The organism is Pseudomonas sp. GW456-12-10-14-LB2 (assembly GCF_002884345.1).
Lineage (GTDB): Bacteria > Pseudomonadota > Gammaproteobacteria > Pseudomonadales > Pseudomonadaceae > Aquipseudomonas > Aquipseudomonas paraglycinae.
Genome location: NZ_POHV01000022.1, coordinates 15,709 through 32,836, shown reverse-complemented (window position 1 = coordinate 32,836; position 17,128 = coordinate 15,709). Strand labels below are relative to the sequence as shown.

20 protein-coding genes are annotated in these 17,128 nt (G+C 60.5%); 7 read left to right on the top strand and 13 right to left on the bottom strand.

Going from position 1 to position 17,128, the window contains the following annotated elements; translation table 11 throughout:
* The first annotated feature begins 108 nt into the window (after positions 1-108).
* Positions 109-627, top strand: coding sequence for a DUF3617 domain-containing protein (locus tag C1X29_RS16600; RefSeq protein WP_007954220.1), 519 nt, complete (start codon positions 109-111; stop codon positions 625-627).
* A gap of 45 nt (positions 628-672) precedes the next feature.
* Here the strand turns inward: C1X29_RS16600 and C1X29_RS16595 are convergent, their stop codons facing one another.
* The 6 genes from C1X29_RS16595 to folE2 are packed head-to-tail and all read right to left on the bottom strand — an operon-like array spanning position 673 to position 5,885.
* On the bottom strand, positions 673-2,010 hold the full coding sequence (locus C1X29_RS16595; protein ID WP_102717928.1) for a dihydroorotase: 1,338 nt from the start codon (positions 2,008-2,010) through the stop codon (positions 673-675).
* A 3-nt stretch (positions 2,011-2,013) separates the two neighbouring features.
* Complete coding sequence (locus C1X29_RS16590; RefSeq protein WP_011336655.1) at positions 2,014-2,574, bottom strand: carbonate dehydratase; 561 nt, start codon at positions 2,572-2,574, stop codon at positions 2,014-2,016.
* Complete coding sequence (locus C1X29_RS16585; RefSeq protein WP_102717927.1) at positions 2,571-3,446, bottom strand: metal ABC transporter substrate-binding protein; 876 nt, start codon at positions 3,444-3,446, stop codon at positions 2,571-2,573. Before C1X29_RS16585 ends, C1X29_RS16590 begins: the two co-directional genes overlap by 4 nt.
* Positions 3,447-3,457: 11 nt before the next feature.
* On the bottom strand, positions 3,458-4,324 hold the full coding sequence (locus tag C1X29_RS16580) for a metal ABC transporter permease (RefSeq protein ID WP_039765042.1): 867 nt from the start codon (positions 4,322-4,324) through the stop codon (positions 3,458-3,460).
* Positions 4,324-4,992, bottom strand: coding sequence for a metal ABC transporter ATP-binding protein (locus C1X29_RS16575; RefSeq protein WP_102687935.1), 669 nt, complete (start codon positions 4,990-4,992; stop codon positions 4,324-4,326). The genes C1X29_RS16580 and C1X29_RS16575 overlap by 1 nt, the downstream gene beginning before the upstream one ends.
* Positions 4,989-5,885, bottom strand: a complete 897-nt coding sequence (gene folE2, locus C1X29_RS16570; RefSeq protein WP_102687936.1) for a GTP cyclohydrolase FolE2 — start codon at positions 5,883-5,885, stop codon at positions 4,989-4,991. Before folE2 ends, C1X29_RS16575 begins: the two co-directional genes overlap by 4 nt.
* Positions 5,886-5,969: 84 nt before the next feature.
* Here folE2 and C1X29_RS16565 point away from each other — a divergent pair, with 84 nt between their 5' ends.
* Positions 5,970-7,169 (top strand): N-acetylmuramoyl-L-alanine amidase, encoded by a 1,200-nt coding sequence (locus C1X29_RS16565; RefSeq protein WP_102717926.1) that lies wholly within the window; start codon positions 5,970-5,972, stop codon positions 7,167-7,169.
* On the opposite strand, the gene C1X29_RS16560 is transcribed toward C1X29_RS16565, so the two are convergent.
* On the bottom strand, positions 7,166-7,540 hold the full coding sequence (locus tag C1X29_RS16560) for a glutamine synthetase (RefSeq protein ID WP_102717925.1): 375 nt from the start codon (positions 7,538-7,540) through the stop codon (positions 7,166-7,168). The genes C1X29_RS16565 and C1X29_RS16560 overlap by 4 nt on opposite strands.
* Before the next feature lie 224 nt (positions 7,541-7,764).
* Between C1X29_RS16560 and zigA the strand changes: the two genes are divergently transcribed.
* Together zigA and C1X29_RS16550 are read left to right on the top strand one after the other, a co-directional pair.
* A complete protein-coding gene (gene zigA, locus C1X29_RS16555) occupies positions 7,765-8,970 on the top strand; it encodes a zinc metallochaperone GTPase ZigA (RefSeq protein WP_102717924.1) in 1,206 nt (401 codons plus the stop codon).
* Positions 8,970-9,620: a DUF1826 domain-containing protein gene (locus tag C1X29_RS16550; protein ID WP_102717923.1), complete on the top strand. Its 651-nt coding sequence runs from the start codon at positions 8,970-8,972 to the stop codon at positions 9,618-9,620. The genes zigA and C1X29_RS16550 overlap by 1 nt, the downstream gene beginning before the upstream one ends.
* 4 nt (positions 9,621-9,624) lie before the next feature.
* On the opposite strand, the gene C1X29_RS16545 is transcribed toward C1X29_RS16550, so the two are convergent.
* The gene (locus C1X29_RS16545; protein WP_102717922.1) at positions 9,625-9,981 is read right to left on the bottom strand and encodes an NADH:ubiquinone oxidoreductase; all 357 of its coding nucleotides are present in this window, start codon (positions 9,979-9,981) and stop codon (positions 9,625-9,627) included.
* Between the two features lie 25 nt (positions 9,982-10,006).
* Here C1X29_RS16545 and C1X29_RS16540 point away from each other — a divergent pair, with 25 nt between their 5' ends.
* A complete protein-coding gene (locus tag C1X29_RS16540) occupies positions 10,007-10,978 on the top strand; it encodes a GTP-binding protein (protein ID WP_102717921.1) in 972 nt (323 codons plus the stop codon).
* 1 nt (position 10,979) lies between these two features.
* Here the strand turns inward: C1X29_RS16540 and C1X29_RS16535 are convergent, their stop codons facing one another.
* Complete coding sequence (locus tag C1X29_RS16535) at positions 10,980-11,393, bottom strand: DUF3301 domain-containing protein (RefSeq protein WP_007954242.1); 414 nt, start codon at positions 11,391-11,393, stop codon at positions 10,980-10,982.
* Between the two features lie 117 nt (positions 11,394-11,510).
* On the opposite strand from C1X29_RS16535, the gene pdxY reads away from it, so the two are divergent.
* On the top strand, positions 11,511-12,383 hold the full coding sequence (pdxY, locus tag C1X29_RS16530) for a pyridoxal kinase PdxY (protein ID WP_102717920.1): 873 nt from the start codon (positions 11,511-11,513) through the stop codon (positions 12,381-12,383).
* Between the two features lie 103 nt (positions 12,384-12,486).
* Here the strand turns inward: pdxY and C1X29_RS16525 are convergent, their stop codons facing one another.
* Entirely contained in the window at positions 12,487-12,969 is a 483-nt protein-coding gene (locus C1X29_RS16525) for an acyl-CoA thioesterase (protein ID WP_003229693.1), read from the bottom strand.
* Between the two features lie 282 nt (positions 12,970-13,251).
* Here C1X29_RS16525 and C1X29_RS16520 point away from each other — a divergent pair, with 282 nt between their 5' ends.
* Complete coding sequence (locus C1X29_RS16520) at positions 13,252-15,015, top strand: cation:proton antiporter (RefSeq protein WP_102717919.1); 1,764 nt, start codon at positions 13,252-13,254, stop codon at positions 15,013-15,015.
* A 21-nt stretch (positions 15,016-15,036) separates the two neighbouring features.
* On the opposite strand, the gene C1X29_RS16515 is transcribed toward C1X29_RS16520, so the two are convergent.
* The 3 genes from C1X29_RS16515 to C1X29_RS16505 all read right to left on the bottom strand — a co-directional run bounded on the left by C1X29_RS16515 (position 15,037) and on the right by C1X29_RS16505 (position 17,077).
* On the bottom strand, positions 15,037-15,444 hold the full coding sequence (locus C1X29_RS16515; protein WP_007954245.1) for an SMI1/KNR4 family protein: 408 nt from the start codon (positions 15,442-15,444) through the stop codon (positions 15,037-15,039).
* 138 nt (positions 15,445-15,582) lie between these two features.
* Positions 15,583-16,461: a Tim44 domain-containing protein gene (locus C1X29_RS16510; RefSeq protein WP_102717918.1), complete on the bottom strand. Its 879-nt coding sequence runs from the start codon at positions 16,459-16,461 to the stop codon at positions 15,583-15,585.
* A gap of 175 nt (positions 16,462-16,636) precedes the next feature.
* Complete coding sequence (locus C1X29_RS16505) at positions 16,637-17,077, bottom strand: EamA family transporter (RefSeq protein ID WP_102717917.1); 441 nt, start codon at positions 17,075-17,077, stop codon at positions 16,637-16,639.
* Positions 17,078-17,128 lie beyond the last annotated feature (51 nt).

The following is a 17,128-nucleotide window of genomic DNA, read 5'->3' as shown; positions in this document are numbered from 1 at the left end:
CCATGTTCCATGGCGATTGTCGCTATTTGTTTTCAAGCCGCCAGCGCCCGCCATGAACCGAAACAGGCGGCCGGCGTCTAACGGCCACTACTGATCAGGAGTTTTTCAATGAACGTTCGTCTGCTGGGTTTGGCGCTGGGCCTGGGTTTGGCCTTGCCGGTGGTTGCTCAGGCGCAAATGCTGCAGCCGGGGTTGTGGGAAATGACGTCGAGCAATGTGAAGGTCGATGATCAGGTGATGGATGTGCAGTCGATCCTCGGCCAGATTCAGGGCCAGATCACCCCGCAGCAACGGGCGGAACTGGAGAAGCAGGGGATCAACATCGGTGGCAAGGGCATCCGCGCCTGCCTGACGCCGCAGCAGGTGGCGACCAACGATATTCCGCTGGCGGACCCGCAGTCGGGCTGCAAACAGCAGATCACCGAGCGTGTCGGCAACCAGTGGAAATTCCGCTTCAGTTGCCCGAAAGCCCAGGGCACTGGCGTCGCGACGTTCCTCAGTGACCGTGAGTTCACCACCGTCGCCAACGGTACTTTCAATGCCATCGGGATCAACCAGAAGGGCAGTCTGGAAACCCGGGCAGTCTGGCTGGGTCAGGATTGCGGCACCGTCAAACCGAGAGCGTAACGTCACCATCGAAACCGCCTCCACATCGAGTGGAGGCGGTTTTTTTCAGCGCATGAACCGCAGCGGCAATCCCTGGCAGTTGTCATGGATCCGATGGTCATGCCACGCGATCTGCCCAGACACCATCGTCGTGCTGACCCGATGCCGAAAGCTGCGCTGAGCGAAGGGCGTCCAGCCGCATTGCGACAGAACCGGCTGACGTGACACCGCGACACCCTTGGGCTCCGGTTGAATCAACACCAGATCCGCCCAATATCCCTCACGCAAATAACCGCGATCCGGAATGGCAAACAGATCCGCCACCCGGTGGCTGGTCTTCGCCACCAGCGTGGTGATCGGCAACACGCCATCCGCCACCAGTTCCAGTAACGCCGGCAGTGCGTGTTGCACCAGTGGCAGTCCTGACGGTGCCTGTTCATACGCTTGCTGTTTTTCCGCCCAGGTGTGCGGCGCGTGATCGCTGCCGATCACGTCCAGTCGATTGCTCAGCAGCGCCTGGCGCAGGGCGTCACGATCGCTCTGGGACTTGATCGCCGGATTGCATTTGATCAGGTTGCCGAGGTTCGGATAGTCACGGTCATCAAACAGCAAGTGATGCAGGCAGACTTCGGCAGTGATGCGTTTTTGCGTCAGCGGTTTGTCTTCGAACAGGGCCAGCTCGCGCGACGTGGTCAGGTGCAGGACGTGCAGACGAGTGCCGTAACGTCGGGCCAGATCCACCGCCAGAGAGGATGAGCGAAAGCAGGTGTCGGCATTGCGGATCTGCGCATGGGCGTCGGGTGGCAGTTGGTTGCCGAAGCGTTCGCGAAGGTTTGCGGCATTCGTTTCGATGCTCGGCGTGTGCTCACAGTGGGCCAGCAGAATCGTCGGCACTTCTGCGAACAGGCGCTCGAGGGTGTTGGGGTCGTCCACCAGCATGTTGCCGGTGGACGCGCCCATGAACACTTTGACCCCGGCCACTTCGCTCGGATTGAGCGCCGCGACAATGTCCAGATTGTCGTGACTGACACCAAAGTGAAAACCGTAGTTGGCCACCGAATTGATCGCTGCCCGGCGCTTTTTGTCGGCCAGCGCGTCAAGGGTCAGGGTGGCAGGGTTGGTGTTCGGCATGTCCATGAAACTGGTGATGCCCCCGGCCACGGCTGCACGGGATTCGGTGTGGATACTGCCCTTGGCCGGCGCACCCGGCTCACGGAAATGCACCTGGTCGTCAATCATTCCCGGCAGCAGCCATTGGCCGGTGGCGTCGATTTCACGGGTCGCGTTTTCACCTTCGATGCTGCCGGCGATCTTGACGATGCGCCCGTTGCTGACCAACAGATCGGCGTCGAACTCACGCCCCTCGTTCACCAGCCGCGCATTGCGAATCAGCACACTGCTCATGGTTCAGAACTCGTTCTGCAGGGCTTTGTAGCCGCGCACCAGGTCGACGTTGGTACGCGCCACGTCTTCGGAAAACTCCGAAGCGCTGACGCTCACCGGCGGGAATTGCGAGAGGTCGGTGCCCGGGCCGATGCGTGTCGTGGAGGGCACGTAGAACGCGTCCGGCAGATCTCGGCCGTCGACCACCGAGTTGTGCCGCACCACACAACCGTTGCCCACGACGCAATTGAACAGCACGCTGTTGAAACCGATGAACACCCGGTCGCCGACCGTGCACGGGCCATGCACGATCGAGCGGTGGGCGATGGAGCTGAATTCGCCGATGGTCACCGCCGCGCCGGATTTGGAGTGGATCACCACGCCGTCCTGGATGTTCGAATTGGCGCCGATGGTGATCGGTTCCATCTCGCCCGTGGCGTCCACTTCATCGGCGCGAATCACCGCGTACGGGCCGACGAACACGTTTTCACCGATCACCACTTTGCCGCAGATGATCGCGGTTTTATCGACGTAGGCAGACTCGGCAATCTGCGGCAAATCACCGGAAGGATTTTTACGGATCATGGTTGGCTCAGGGCTTGGTAAAGAGTGTTGAGGTTGTATTCGAACAGCCCGGTGAAGGTGCTGGCCGGGCCGCTGGCGGCGAGGGCGTCGGAGTACAGCGTGCCGCCGATGTGTGCGCCGCTTTCGTCGGCAATCTGTTTCAGCAGGCGCGCGTCCTTGATGTTTTCCATGAACACCGCTTTGACCTTGGCCTGGCGAATCTGGGTGATCAGCGCGGCGACTTCGGCAGCGGAGGGTTCGCGTTCGGTGGACAGACCTTGTGGCGCCATGAAGTCGATGCCGTAGGCCTGACCGAGATAACCGAAGGCGTCGTGGCTGGTAACGATCTTGCGGTTGCCCGGCGGCAATGAACCGAGCTTGGCTTTCGCTTGGGCGAGGAGGGCGTAGATCTGTTTCAGGTAGGCCTGGCTGTTACGCTCGTAGTCGGCTTTGTTTGCCGGGTCGGCGGCGATCAGCGCCTTGGTGATGTTGGCGACGTACAGCTCGGCGTTCGCCAGATTGTGCCAGGCGTGAGGGTCGGGAACGGTTTCGCCGTCCTCATCCAGCGAGCGCGGAATCACGCCGCGACTGGCGCTGATTACCGGAGCTCTGGTGTCGGTGCTGGCGACCAGCCGATCCAGCCAAGGCTCGAAACCTAGCCCGTTCTTGACGATCAGTTTCGCCTTGAGCAGGGCCTTGGCGTCATCCGGCGTCGGTTCGTAAGTGTGGGCATCGGCGTCAGGGCCGACCATGTTGGTGATCTGGATATGCTCGCCGCCGACCTGATGCACCATGTCGGCAAGGATGCTGAAACTGGTGACCACCGGCAGTTTTTCCGCCGCCGATAACGACATCGACAGCATCAGGCTGAACAACACGAGTAGATCGCGCATCGGAAAACACCTCATTGGGATGTGAGCAAAGGCGGGCGGCGCAACAGACCATGAACCGGTCCGAACACCACGGATAACAGGTAACCGCCACCGGCGACCAACACGATGGCCGGGCCGCTGGGCAGCGAGTAGTAGAACGACAGCAACAGGCCGAGCCATACCGATGCGCAACCGATGAGCGCGGCGATGGCAATCAGGATCGGCAGGCGTCGGCTCCAGAAGCGTGAAGCGGCGGCGGGCAGCATCATCAGTCCGACCACCATCAAGGCGCCGATGGCCTGGAAACCGATCACCAGATTGAGCACCACCAGCGTCAGGAACACGCCATGGGCGACGGGGCCGAGTCGGCTGACTGTGCGCAGGAAGAACGGATCGAGGGTGTCGAGCAGCAACGGTTTATAGATCAGCGCCATGGCCATCAGGCTGAGCGCCGATACCCACAACATGCCGTTGAGGGTCGGGCCGTCAACCGCCAGTGCGGAGCCGAATAGCAGGTGGAGCAAATCGAGTCGCTTGCCCGCGATTCCCAGAATCAGCACGCCGCTGGCCAGCGAGATTGGATAGATGGCTGCGAGGCTGGCGTCTTCGCGCAGGCCGGTGCGTCGGGTGATCCACGCGGCGAGTCCGGCCATGCTCAGACCGGCACCGAGTCCACCGAGGGTCAGCGCCGGCAGACTCAACCCGGCGAACCAGAACCCCAACGCGGCGCCGGGGAGGATGCCGTGGGCAACGGCGTCACCAATCAGGCTCATTCGGCGCAGGATCAGAAACACGCCCAGTGGTGCCGTGCTGCACGCCAGGACCAGACCGCCGAGCAGGGCCCGGCGCATGAAAACGAACTCGTGGAACGGTTGCCATAAATGGCTCAGCGTGAGCATCAGGCCACCTGCGTGTGAGGTGTTTGCTGGATAAGGTCGACGCTGCTGCCGAATGCGCAGCCGCTCGGTTTGATCAGCAAGGTCTGTGGAATGTGTTGGCGCACGGCGGCAAGGTCATGGCAAACCACGACCAGGGTTCTTCCTTGTTCGTGCCAGGCGTGCAGGTGTTGCCACAACAGTGTCTGTCCCATTTCGTCGAGCGCGGCATGGGGTTCGTCGAGCAGCAGCAACGGTGTGTCGGCCAGACTCAATCGGGCGAGCAGGGCGCGTTGCAGTTCCCCGCCGGAGAGGGCCATCAGGGGGCGATGTTCCAGTCCGCTCAGGTGCCAGTCTTCCAGTGCGGATTCGAGACGTTGGGCTCTCAGTTGCGAGGACAGTCGACGTCCCCAGAAACCGGCGGCCACCAACTCTTGAAGACTGATCGGGAACTGTCGATCCAGATGCTGTTGCTGAGGCAGGAAGGACAAACCGCTTTGGCGTGGAACACCCAACTCGACCTTGCCGGCCAGCGGTCGCTGTAGACCGGCGATGACTTTAAGCAGGCTGCTTTTGCCGCTGCCGTTGACGCCGATGATTGCCGTCAGGCTGCCGCTTTCCAACCTCAGGTTGAGCGGTGCAGTGAGCGGTTGGCCGGGTATTCCCCAGCTCAGGTTGTGGCAGCGAATCATGGCTGCTCCCGGCGCCAATGACTCTCGGCGACGGCGTCGTGAGCATGAAGGCTTTCGGCGTGGATGACTCGTACGTGGAATTCGCTGACACCGGGTGAGCGGCGCAGTGCCAGGTTCAGGCGTCGGGCGGCGTCTTCGCAGAACATCAGGTTCTGGCCATTGGCGAGGGCGAAGGCTTGTTCGTCGGCGCGTTTCACAGCGGTTTGCACGGCGGTGCCGAGGGCTGCTTCGGCGTCGTTGATGATGGATGTCAGCGGTAGTTCGTCGACGAATTCATCCAGGTGCAAATGTAGCTGGGCGGTACTGCGCTGGCTGTGAGGTGTAGCCACGATGCCTTGTGTTGAACTCAACCACGCCAACACGTCGGCGTGTTGCAGTGGTTTGTTGGCAAAGTCGTCGACGAATTGTTGCTGGATCAACTGCCTCGCCAATGCCGCAGAACACGGGCAGGTTGAGGAATACGCGACGTCGATTTTCAGTTCCACGTGGAACACTTTGTTTTTTAGCTGGGCTGAAACAGTGACGGGATAGGTTTTCCATCCCGCCAGAGGACTGACCAACGCGGGCCTTCTCAAGAGTAAATCGGCGTGGATATTGAGATAGGCGGCATCAGACAGATCTTCGTGGCTGTCGAGAAAGCGCTGCAGAACTCGGTGTAGTAGAGCGGGAGAAAGATTCTGCTGCTCCAGCGTTTCCAGCCCCAGATAAAGCCGCGACATGTGAATGCCGCGTGCGTCTCCATTATCCAGGCTGACGCCTGCATCCGCTCTGGCAGCCAGACGTTGGCCTTCGATAAATACAGGTAAGGCGATGCCGCACATCCCCACCCATTCGAGAGGCAGGGCCTGGCGGGCGGCTTGAGCCGCGACATCCGGCAAAGTCAGCGCGTTCATGAGCAGTTCCATCATGGTGATTGAATTTGATGTTACATTATAACAATTCAAACCACGATGCCTTTTTCATGAACAGGCTTTCATATGCACAGACGCCACTTGCTCAACCTGATGCTGGCCAGCGCGGCCTTTGTTTTGCCTTTTTCGGTGTCCGCCACGCAGATACGCAATGCGCGGCTTTGGCGTTCGGATGACAAGCTTCGGCTGGTGTTCGATCTGAGTGGTCCTGTGAGCTACAAGACCTTCACCTTGAGTGCGCCGGAGCGGTTGATCATCGATTTGAGCGGCGCCAGCCTGAGTGGGGATTTCAGCCAGTTGGCGTTATCCGGCACCCCTATTCATTCGATCCGCTCCGGCCATTTTGGCCAAGGGAACACCCGGATCGTGCTGGATCTAAGCAGCCCGGTTCAGCTCAATTCATTCTTGTTGGCGCCTCAGGATGGGCAAGGGCATCGTCTGGTTCTAGATCTGATGAGCGCATCAGCGGGGCTCCGGGCGAGCGTTCCACGTGAAACACCCCAGGAAAAATCTCACCCCAAGCGCGACATCATGGTGGTGGTGGATCCAGGGCATGGCGGAAAAGATCCGGGTGCAATCGGCGCCAAAGGCGAGCGGGAAAAGGATGTGGTTTTGTCCATCGCGCAATTGCTCGCGCGTCGGCTTAAACGAGAGAAAGGCTTTGATGTGAAGCTGGTTCGTAACGACGATTTCTTCGTCCCGTTACGCAAGCGTGTGGAGATCGCGCGCCAGCACAAGGCTGACATGTTCATCTCGGTGCACGCCGATGCTGCGCCGCGTCTGACCGCCTCTGGCGCGTCGGTGTATTGCCTGTCCGAAGGCGGCGCAACATCCGCGACCGCGCGGTTCATGGCGCAGCGTGAGAACGGTGTGGATCTGCTTGGCGCGTCCAGCCTGCTCAATCTCAAGGACAAGGATCCGATGCTCGCTGGCGTGATCCTCGACATGTCGATGAGCGCAACCATCGCCGCCAGTTTGCAACTCGGAAGCACGGTGCTGGGCAGCTTGGCCGGCATCACCACGCTGCACCAAAAGCGCGTGGAACAGGCTGGATTTGCCGTTCTGAAATCGCCGGATGTGCCGTCAATCCTGGTGGAAACCGGTTTCATTTCCAACGCACGGGACAGTCAGCGCCTAGTGACGGCGCGTCATCAGCAAGCCGTGGCAGACGGTTTGTTTGAGGGCTTGCAGCGCTACTTCCAGAAGAATCCGCCTGTCGACAGCTACATGGCCTGGCAACAAGAGCAGAAAGGATCGCCGGTTTAGCAGCCAGTGATCCGGCTGCAGGTGAACTTCGCACTGCTGCCGCCTGAGCTGGAGAACCGATTGATCGTCGTCCAGCCCACTCGCCGGTTGTAGCCAACCCAGGCTTCCCCATCGGAAGCGATGCCGGTGAAGAACGTCAGTTGCCCGTAGCGGCTGTTGGTTTGTGTCCAATAGCGGTTGCCCGCTTTCTCGAATCCGCGCAGGTAAATCGTGCTGCCGACGGTGTTGACGCTATAAGCGTTGCCGTTGCCATCGATGCACGCCAGAAGGTTCGCGCTGCGCGTGCAATTGGCGAGCCCCGGCACTTGTGCTTCGGCAGTCAGCGTCAGCAATGCCAGGCAGATAAACGAGTATTTCAACGCGGTTTTCATGACGTAACTCGGCGGCGATCTGATTACAGCTTCGGGCCCTTTGTCACTTTGGGCAAGAAGAGAGTGGATTGATTTTATTGTTATACTATAACATTAATCGGACAAGGCTTTCCGTGGCTTCCATTTCAAGCGTCCGCTTCCCTGGTGATCTCATCGAAGCCCAAGAACGCAGGCCCCTGAGAGCCTCCAGCGCTGTTTAGCGACCGTCTGATGAGGTTTATCCAATGTCTTCCCGACTTCCCGTGACCGTTTTGTCCGGCTTTCTCGGCGCCGGAAAAAGTACACTTTTGAATTACGTACTACGTAACAGAGACGATCTGCGCGTGGCCGTTATCGTTAACGATATGAGCGAGATCAACATCGATGGCGGCGAAGTCCAGCGTGATGTCAGCCTGAATCGTGCAGAAGAGAAGCTCGTGGAGATGAGCAATGGCTGTATCTGCTGTACGTTACGCGAAGACCTGCTTGAAGAGGTCAGCCAGCTGGCTCGTGAAGGCCGTTTCGATTACTTGTTGATCGAATCCACGGGAATCTCCGAGCCATTGCCAGTGGCCGAGACGTTCACCTTCCGTGATGAGCAGGGGCAAAGCCTCGCCGACATCGCTCGCCTCGACACCATGGTCACTGTAGTCGACGGCATGAACTTCCTGCCGGACTACCAGGCCGCGGAAAACTTAGCGTCCCGTGGCGAATTCCTCGGTGAAGAAGATGAGCGTTCGATCACCGATCTGCTGATCGAGCAGATCGAGTTCGCCGACGTCCTGTTGATCAGCAAGATCGACTTGATCAGCAGCCGCGAGCGGGAGGAGTTGATGGCCATTCTCAGACGCCTCAACGCTCAGGCTGAGATCATCCCGATGGTCATGGGTGAAGTACCGCTGGCGAAGATTCTCAATACCGGTCGCTTCGACTTCGAAAAGGCCGCCCAGGCCCCGGGCTGGCTACAGGAACTGCGTGGCGAACATGTGCCAGAAACCGAGGAGTACGGCATCGCATCCACGGCTTATCGGGCACGCCGGCCCTTTCATCCGCAGCGTTTCTTCGACTTCATCGATCGCCCTTGGGTAAACGGCAAACTGCTGCGCTCCAAAGGCTTCTTCTGGCTGGCCAGCAAACCCACCGACGCCGGCAGCTGGTCCCAGGCAGGTGGCCTGATGCGCCACGGTTTCGCCGGGCGCTGGTGGCGCTTCGTGCCAAAAGAACAGTGGCCGCAGGATCAGGAAAGTACCGTCGCGATCATGGAAAACTGGATCGCCAGCGTAGGCGATTGTCGTCAGGAGCTGGTGTTTATTGGGCAGAACATCGATTTCGCACAGCTATCGTCGGAACTCGATGATTGCCTGCTGACCGACGCCGAAATGGCGCTCGGTACTCAAGGCTGGCTACAACTGCGCGATCCTTTTGGCTCCTGGCACGACGAGGTGGCCTGATGCTCGCCCTGAAACCGCTGCCAGGCAGTACACGTCATCAATCGCTCGGCCAGACCCCGCAGGCGCTGGCGGACATTCTTGACGATGAGACCAACCTCGCGGTCTGGCAACGACAGCTTCCGCTGCACATTGCCGTGTTCGCGGACTTATTGTTGTCTCTGAACGAACCTTACGCCGAGGCGCTGTGCCTGGAATTGCCGGACGAAGACGCAGAACCGGATCTCACGGGACTGGCCAGCGGCTTTCGCGATCTGGAAGGCTACGAAGGATTTATCGCCGATCTGAAATGGCTGGTCAGTGCCTTCGCCTGCCTGCTGGGCGCGCGGCGGATCGGCTTGCGCCTGCGGGTATTGGACAAGGCCATGTGTCCGCGTTTTCACGTCGATCATGTGCCGGTGCGGTTGATCACGACATACGCAGGTGTCGGCAGTGAATGGTTAAGGGAAGGGCAGATGGATCGTCGGCAACTGGGACAGCCGCAAGCCGAGCCGCAGGAAGCGTCACGGATTCAGCAATTGAATCGCGGCGAAGTGGCATTGCTCAAGGGCGAAAAATGGCACGGCAACGAAGGTTTCGGCCTGATTCATCGCTCGCCGCAACCGGCGCCGGGAGAGCGGCGGCTGATGCTGACCCTCGACTGGCTCGGATAGCGCCTCAGGGCTTGAGCCATTTCCCCTGGCTTTGGGCCTCGCAATAGGGCTGCAAATACGCCGCATCGGTGGCCACGCCGTAATAGTGGATATCCTGGCGATAAGGCATATTGGCGACTTGCGCGTTGCTGCACACGCCGAATGCGCCGGCGGGGCACTGGTCGACATATTGAACCTCGACTTTCTGCCCGGCCAGGGTCGGCTGACAGAAGCCGTCGCTGAACAGTTTTTCCGGGATGTTGCGGTTCTGCTGGCAGACTTTCACGTCAAGCCGCTCCGCCTGGCTGTGCACCACGCAGGCCTGTGCCAGCGCCTCGCCCGACATCAGCGCCAGCAGCAACGACCATCCCATCCACCGCATCTTCGACCTCCAGAAAACCTTGATCATGTTGCAGAACATTCCCACCCACGTCATCGCCGGCCCCTTGGGCGCGGGCAAGACCAGCCTGATCCGCCAGCTCATGGCCCAGCGCCCGACGGGCGAGCGTTGGGCGGTGCTGATCAACGAGTTCGGCCAGATCGGGCTCGACGCTGCGCTGTTGACCCGCGACGTCGATGGTATCGCACTGGGCGAAGTGGCCGGGGGCTGTTTATGCTGCGTGAACGGTGCGCCGTTCCAGATTGGTCTGGGGCGTTTGTTGCGCAAGGCACGGCCGGACCGCCTGTTCATCGAGCCCTCGGGGCTTGGGCATCCGGCGCAGTTGCTGAAGCAGCTGAGCGAGGCGCCGTGGCAAGGCGTTCTCGCCGTACAACCTTGCGTGCTGGTGCTGGACGCCCAGGCCCTCGTCGCGGGCAAACCGCTGCCGGACGCGCAGCGAGAAACCTTGTCCAGCGCAGGCTTGCTGCTGTTGAACAAAGCAGAATGCCTCGACGAGCCCTCGCGTGAACTAATCACCAGACAGTTGCCGTCTGTACGATTGATCTGGACGCAGCAGGCGATGTTGCCGCTGAGCGAGTTGCCAGGTCTGGAGGTGCAGGCGCAAGCAGGTGTGGATAAGTTGATCGTCCCCCAAGGGCTGGCGCAGATGCCGGCCATCTGGAGCGATCCGGCATTGCCGATCTGCCTGAGCCAGGCGCAGGAGAGTGGTTGGAGCATCGGTTGGCGCTGGCATCCGAGCCAGGTGTTCGACGTGTCGGGGATAACCCGATGGCTGAAAAGCCTGGACTGGCGCCGGGCCAAACTGGTGATTCAGAGCCCGGAAGGCTGGCAGTCAGCCAATGCGCTGGACAATGCCGAGCTCAGTTGGGTGCCCAGTGAATGGCGCAAGGATTCCCGGATCGAGCTGATTTTCGACGAACCGCAGGCAGTCAGTGAATTACAGGCCGGGCTGGCCTGGTGTCGGCTTCAGACGGGCTGATTCAAGGCTTCCACTTGGTGTGTTCCTGGCGCCACTGGCTCAGCTCGATCACTTCACCACGCGGCTTGGTCACTTCCACCACGGGCGGCGTGTCATCAAATGGCGCCGGGTAGGGCGCCAGTTCAATCTGCGCGCTGTGCGCACCGAACTGGGTGATGGTGCCGTTGTGCCGGGTTTCGCCGGTCACGGTGAATTCGAAATTGTAGACCCGGGCCAGACGTCGCCGACCGCTGGCGTCCTTGATCAGACCGATCTTCTTCAGCGCCACGTTACCGTCGAGCAACTCGACGCCGACATTCACGCAATGCTGTTTGACCCGCTCCAGCGCCCGCTCGCGCAAGCCGTGGTTGTGCCAGAGCCACGCACCGGCGACGGCGAACAGCATCAGCACGAAAATGTTTTCCAGGGTGAGCATCAACACGAAACTCCAAATGATGGCGTCAGCTTAACTGCGTCGCCGGTCTGTCGTACAGGCTGCGTTTCGTCGCATACTGCGCGGCTTGAATTTCAATCGTTTTACGGAAAAACCCGAATGAAACGTACGCCTCATCTGCTCGCCATCCAGTCCCATGTGGTGTTCGGCCACGCCGGCAACAGCGCTGCGGTTTTTCCGATGCAGCGGGTCGGGGTAAATGTCTGGCCGCTCAATACGGTGCAGTTCTCCAACCACACGCAGTACGGCCAGTGGGCCGGCGAAGTGCTGGCGCCGCAGCGGATCCCCGAACTGGTCGAAGGCATCGCCGCGATCGGTGAGCTGGGCAATTGCGACGCGGTGCTGTCCGGCTATCTCGGCAGTGCGGCGCAGGGGCGGGCGATTCTCAGTGGCATCGAGCGGATCAAGGCAGCCAACCCGAAAGCCCTTTATCTGTGCGACCCGGTGATGGGGCATCCGGAAAAGGGCTGCAGCGTTCCTGCTGAAGTCAGTGATTTCCTGCTGGAAGAAGCCGCTGCCGTTGCGGATTTAATGTGCCCGAACCAGTTGGAGCTGGACAGCTTCTCCGGGCGCAAGCCGCAGTCGCTGTTCGATTGCCTGGCGATGGCGCGGGCGCTGCTGGCACGTGGGCCGAAAGCGGTGCTGGTCAAGCATCTGGATTATCCGGGCAAACCGGCGGATGGCTTTGAAATGTTGCTGGTGACGGCCGAGGGCAGCTGGCATCTGCGTCGTCCGCTGCTGGCGTTTCCGCGTCAGCCGGTGGGGGTGGGCGATCTGACGTCCGGCCTGTTCCTGGCGCGCGTGCTGCTCGGAGATAGCCTGGTGGCGGCGTTTGAATTCACCGCCGCAGCGGTGCATGAAGTGCTGCTGGAAACCCAGGCCTGCGCCAGTTACGAGCTGCAGCTGGTGCGAGCGCAGGACCGGATTGCGCATCCGCGGGTGAAGTTCGAGGCCACGCCGATCAGCCTCTGATACCGCATCGGCTTCAATCGCGAGCAGGCTCGCTCCCACGGATAAAACATCACCTGTGGGAGCGAGCCTGCTCGCGATAGCGGTCGTCAGATCGCTACAAATTTCAGGCGTCGCCCTTGATTTCCTGATAGCGCTTTTCCAGCTCCTGACGGATCTGCCGGCGTTGCTGCGCCTGCATGTAGCGGCGTTTGTCTTCGCTGTTCTGCGGTTGCAGCGGCGGTACGGCAGCGGGTTTTCGCTGATCGTCTACCGCGACCATGGTGAAGAAGCAGCTGTTGGTGTGGCGTACCGAGCGCTCGCGGATGTTCTCGGTCACCACTTTGATGCCGACTTCCATCGAGGTGTTGCCGGTGTAGTTGACCGACGCCAGGAAGGTCACCAGTTCGCCGACATGGATCGGCTCGCGGAAAATCACCTGATCCACCGACAGGGTCACCACGTAGCGGCCGGCATAACGGCTGGCGCAGGCGTAGGCCACTTCGTCGAGGTATTTGAGCAGGGTGCCGCCGTGGACATTGCCTGAGAAGTTGGCCATGTCGGGGGTCATCAGTACCGTCATCGACAGCTGGGCGTTTCCGGGTTCCATAACGTTCTCACGGGTCAAGGCAGGGTTGCTGGAAGAAACACCTCTGCGGGTGCCTGGTCGCTTTTCAAAAGCACCGTTATCGGGACGCCAGGCAACTGGCCGCCGTCACGCCCGAATCGATCTGTTTCCATATATTGCACCGCCTTTCAGCCGGAAGTCGCGGTGTTACCCTGCAAAAGCGCCTCCCCAAGGGCGATTCCTACACCCAAAGCGGATTATTACTCAGCTCGCCCAGACATTTCCCATGCCTGCGTGAGCCTCGTCATTCAAGGAGCCCACACCATGCATGCCATCAGCTTTATTCAGGATCTGGCGGTGATCATGTTGGTCGCAGGTGTGGTGACCGTGCTGTTTCACCGCTTCAAGCAGCCGGTAGTGCTCGGCTACATCGTCGCCGGCTTCATCATCGGCCCGCACACACCGCCCTTCGGCCTGATCCACGACGAAGAAACCATCAAGACCCTCGCCGAGCTGGGGGTGATTTTCCTGATGTTCTGCCTGGGCCTGGAGTTCAGCCTGCGCAAGCTGTTCAAGGTCGGCGCCACGGCCTTCATCGCGGCGTTCCTCGAAATTGTCCTGATGATCTGGATCGGCTACGAAATCGGCCGTTGGTTCGAGTGGAACACCATGGATTCGCTGTTCCTCGGCGCGATCCTGGCGATTTCCTCGACCACCATCATCGTCAAGGCGCTCAACGACCTGAAGATGAAAAACGAGCGCTTCGCGCAGTTGATCTTCGGTGTGCTGATCGTCGAGGACATTCTCGGCATCGGCATCATCGCCTTGCTGTCGAGCATCGCGGTCAGCGGCACGGTGAGTTCCGGCGAAGTGTTTTCTACCGTCGGCAAGCTCTCACTGTTCATGATCGTCGCGCTGGTCGTCGGCATTCTGTTGGTGCCGCGACTGTTGGCCTACGTGGCGAAATTCGAAAGCAACGAGATGCTGCTGATCACCGTGCTGGGCCTGTGTTTCGGCTTCTGCCTGCTGGTGGTCAAACTCGAGTACAGCATGGTGCTCGGGGCGTTCCTGATCGGCGCGATCATGGCCGAGTCGCGGCAACTGCTGAAAATCGAGCGCCTGATCGAGCCGGTTCGCGACCTGTTCAGTGCGATCTTCTTCGTCGCCATCGGCCTGATGCTCGATCCGATGATCCTTCTGCAATACGCGTGGCCGATTGCGGTGATCACTGTGGCCGTGGTGCTGGGCAAGATGCTGTCCTGCGGCCTCGGGGCGTTTATCGCGGGGAATGACGGACGCACCTCACTGCGGGTCGGGATGGGGCTTTCGCAGATTGGCGAATTTTCTTTCATCATCGCGGCGCTGGGGATGACCCTGCAGGTCACCAGCAACTTCCTGTATCCGGTGGCCGTGGCGGTTTCGGTGATTACCACGTTGCTGACGCCGTACCTGATCCGGGCTGCCGATCCGCTGTCGATCAAGCTGTCCGCCGCGATGCCGCAGCGCCTCGGTCGAGTGTTCGGAATGTACGGCGAATGGCTGCGCAGCATTCAGCCGCAGGGTGAGGGCGCGATGCTGGCGTCGATCATCCGGCGGATCCTGCTGCAGGTCGGGGTCAATCTGGCGCTGGTGATCGCGATTTTCTTTGCTGGCGCTTTCTTTGCCGGACGCCTCTCGATCTGGATGCAGGACTGGATCAGCGATCCTAGCTGGCAGAAGGCGTTGATCTGGGGCGGGGCGTTGCTTGTGTCGTTGCCGTTCCTGATCGCGGCCTATCGCAAGCTCAAGGCGCTGTCGATGCTGCTGGCGGAGATGGGCGTGAAGCCGGAAATGGCCGGGCGTCACACGCAGCGAGTGCGCCGGGTGATCGCCGAAGTGATCCCGATCATCTCGCTGCTGGTGATTTTCCTGCTGTTGGCAGCCTTGTCGGCCAGTATCTTGCCGACCAACAAGTTGCTGGTGCTGATCGCCGTGGTCGCGGCCGCCGTGGCGGCGCTGCTCTGGCGCTGGTTCATCCGGGTGCACACGCGGATGCAGGTGGCCTTGCTGGAAACCCTCGACAACCACAAGGAGCCGTCGGGGCACTGACCACCCATGGGGAGGGGCGTTTCAGCTTTCCAGCCAGACGTCCCGAGCCCAGTGCCAGACCGATTCCCAGGACTCTTCGGTGATCAGTTCTTCTTCGCCCGACCACAGCACCACGGTGCCGTCTTCTTCGACGCAGTAGTAGTCATCACCGTCCTGGCAGATCGGAATCAGGTCGCGCGGCACGCCGGCATCCCAGGCGTTGGCGGCAACGTCCGGCAGGTAGGTGTGGGATTGCGGGTCGGTGACGGTCACCGGCTCCAGGCTGCCGTAAACCACGTCGCTGACGGTCAGCAGAAACTCTTTGAAGACGAACGGGATGTTGATGAAGAGCTCTTCTTCGATTTCCACCAACTGGTCTTCGTCGGGCAACTCCAGGGGAACCGGTACGGGTTCGTTGGCTTCGCGCAGTTGTTCGATGATTTCTTCCACGTCCGGGATCCTCTTGCTTGAATGGCGCGGTTTATATGGGGCGGTTTATACAGTAGCTCGCTATAGATGCAACCGCGAAATAGAAAACCCCGGCCGAGGCCGGGGTTTTCATTACTGCGGGTAAAACGTCGGAGGTGATCAGCCGTTCTGGCGGATACCGGCGACCAGCCAAGGCTGGTTGTCGCCCTGTGGACGTTCCATGTTCCAGCTTTCGCTGAACACTTCGCCCTGCTGGTCGAAACGCGAAGTCTTCGACACGCCGCTGAAGGTCAGCGTGGCAATGGTCTTGTCCGCACGGTCATCCACGCCATCCAGTTGCACCTGGAGATTGTCGATGTAGGTGGACTGGAAGGCGTCACCCAGCTCCGCGCGTTCGCGCTTGAGGAACTCGAACATCTGCGGAGTCACGAACTCGGCGATCTTGTCCATTTCGTTGGCGTCCCAGTGCTGCTGCAGCGCCTGGAAGTGGCTGCGGGCAGCTTCGAGGAAGCGCTGTTCGTTGAACCAGGTCGGCGCGTTGATCACCGGACGGGTGGCAGCAGGCGCGGCCGAACCACCAAAGATCGAACCCATGGCTGCCGGTTTCTGTTCGAACACTTCACGCTGCATCGGCGCGCCGGCCGGAGCGAACTGCTCCTGCTGCTTGCGACGACGGGCGGCGATGAAGCGGAAGATCACGAACGCGATCACGGCCATGATCAGGATGTCGAAGAACTGCATGCCTTCGAAGCCACCGCCCATGAACATGGAAGCGAGCAGGCCACCGGCCGCGATGCCGGCCAGAGGGCCGAGCCATTTCGAAGCACCGCCGGCCTTGGCCGCAGCGCCTGCGGCACCGGCAGCACCAGCGGTCGCCGCAGCGCCGCCCATGCCTGGGGAAGAAGGAGCCATCTGGCTGGTCTGGTGCGTCGGCGCAGCGCCGGCGCTTTTGCCACCACCAAAGCGCTTGGCGTTGGCGTCGAGGCTCATCGTCAGGCCGATGCACAACGCCATGGCGATGCTAAGAAAACGTTTCATAAAGGGAATTCCCGTTTGTGGAGACACGCGCGCCATGTTGCACAGCTGAAGTGTTACTGGCTAGCGAGAGAGTGTTTCGGGCTTTTGCCTGACAGGTTACGTTCAGCTCGGTCAGGGCAATAAGGCCATGTACTTTTGTCTGTAGGAAAAGGCGATAGGTTCAGCAGGAAATGGATCAGCGCCGCAAGGCCAGCATCACCACACCGGCGGTGATCAGGCCGATGCCGCCCCACTGGCGCAGGTCGAGTTTCTCGCCCAGCAGGATCACACCGAGCACCGCCACGAAGACCACGCTGAGCTTGTCCACCGGGGCGACCAGCGATGCCGGTCCGACTTTCAACGCCCGGAAGTAGCACAGCCACGAAGCGCCGGTTCCCAGGCCCGACAACAGCAGGAACAGGTAGCTCTTGGCGGAGATCGATCCCAAGGACTGATATTGGCCCGTGGCGTACAAAATCAAGGCCAGACTGACCAATACGACGATTGTGCGCAGTAGGGTAGCGAAGTCGGAGTCGACGTTTTCGATGCCGATCTTGGCGAAGATGGCCGTCAGCGCGGCGAAAGTCGCCGAGAGCAGGGCCCAGAACGTCCAGGAAGAAAAGAAGCCCGAGCCCATCGATGTTGCCTCCAGTGCCCGTTCCCGCGCCGGGCGCGGGAACGAACGGTG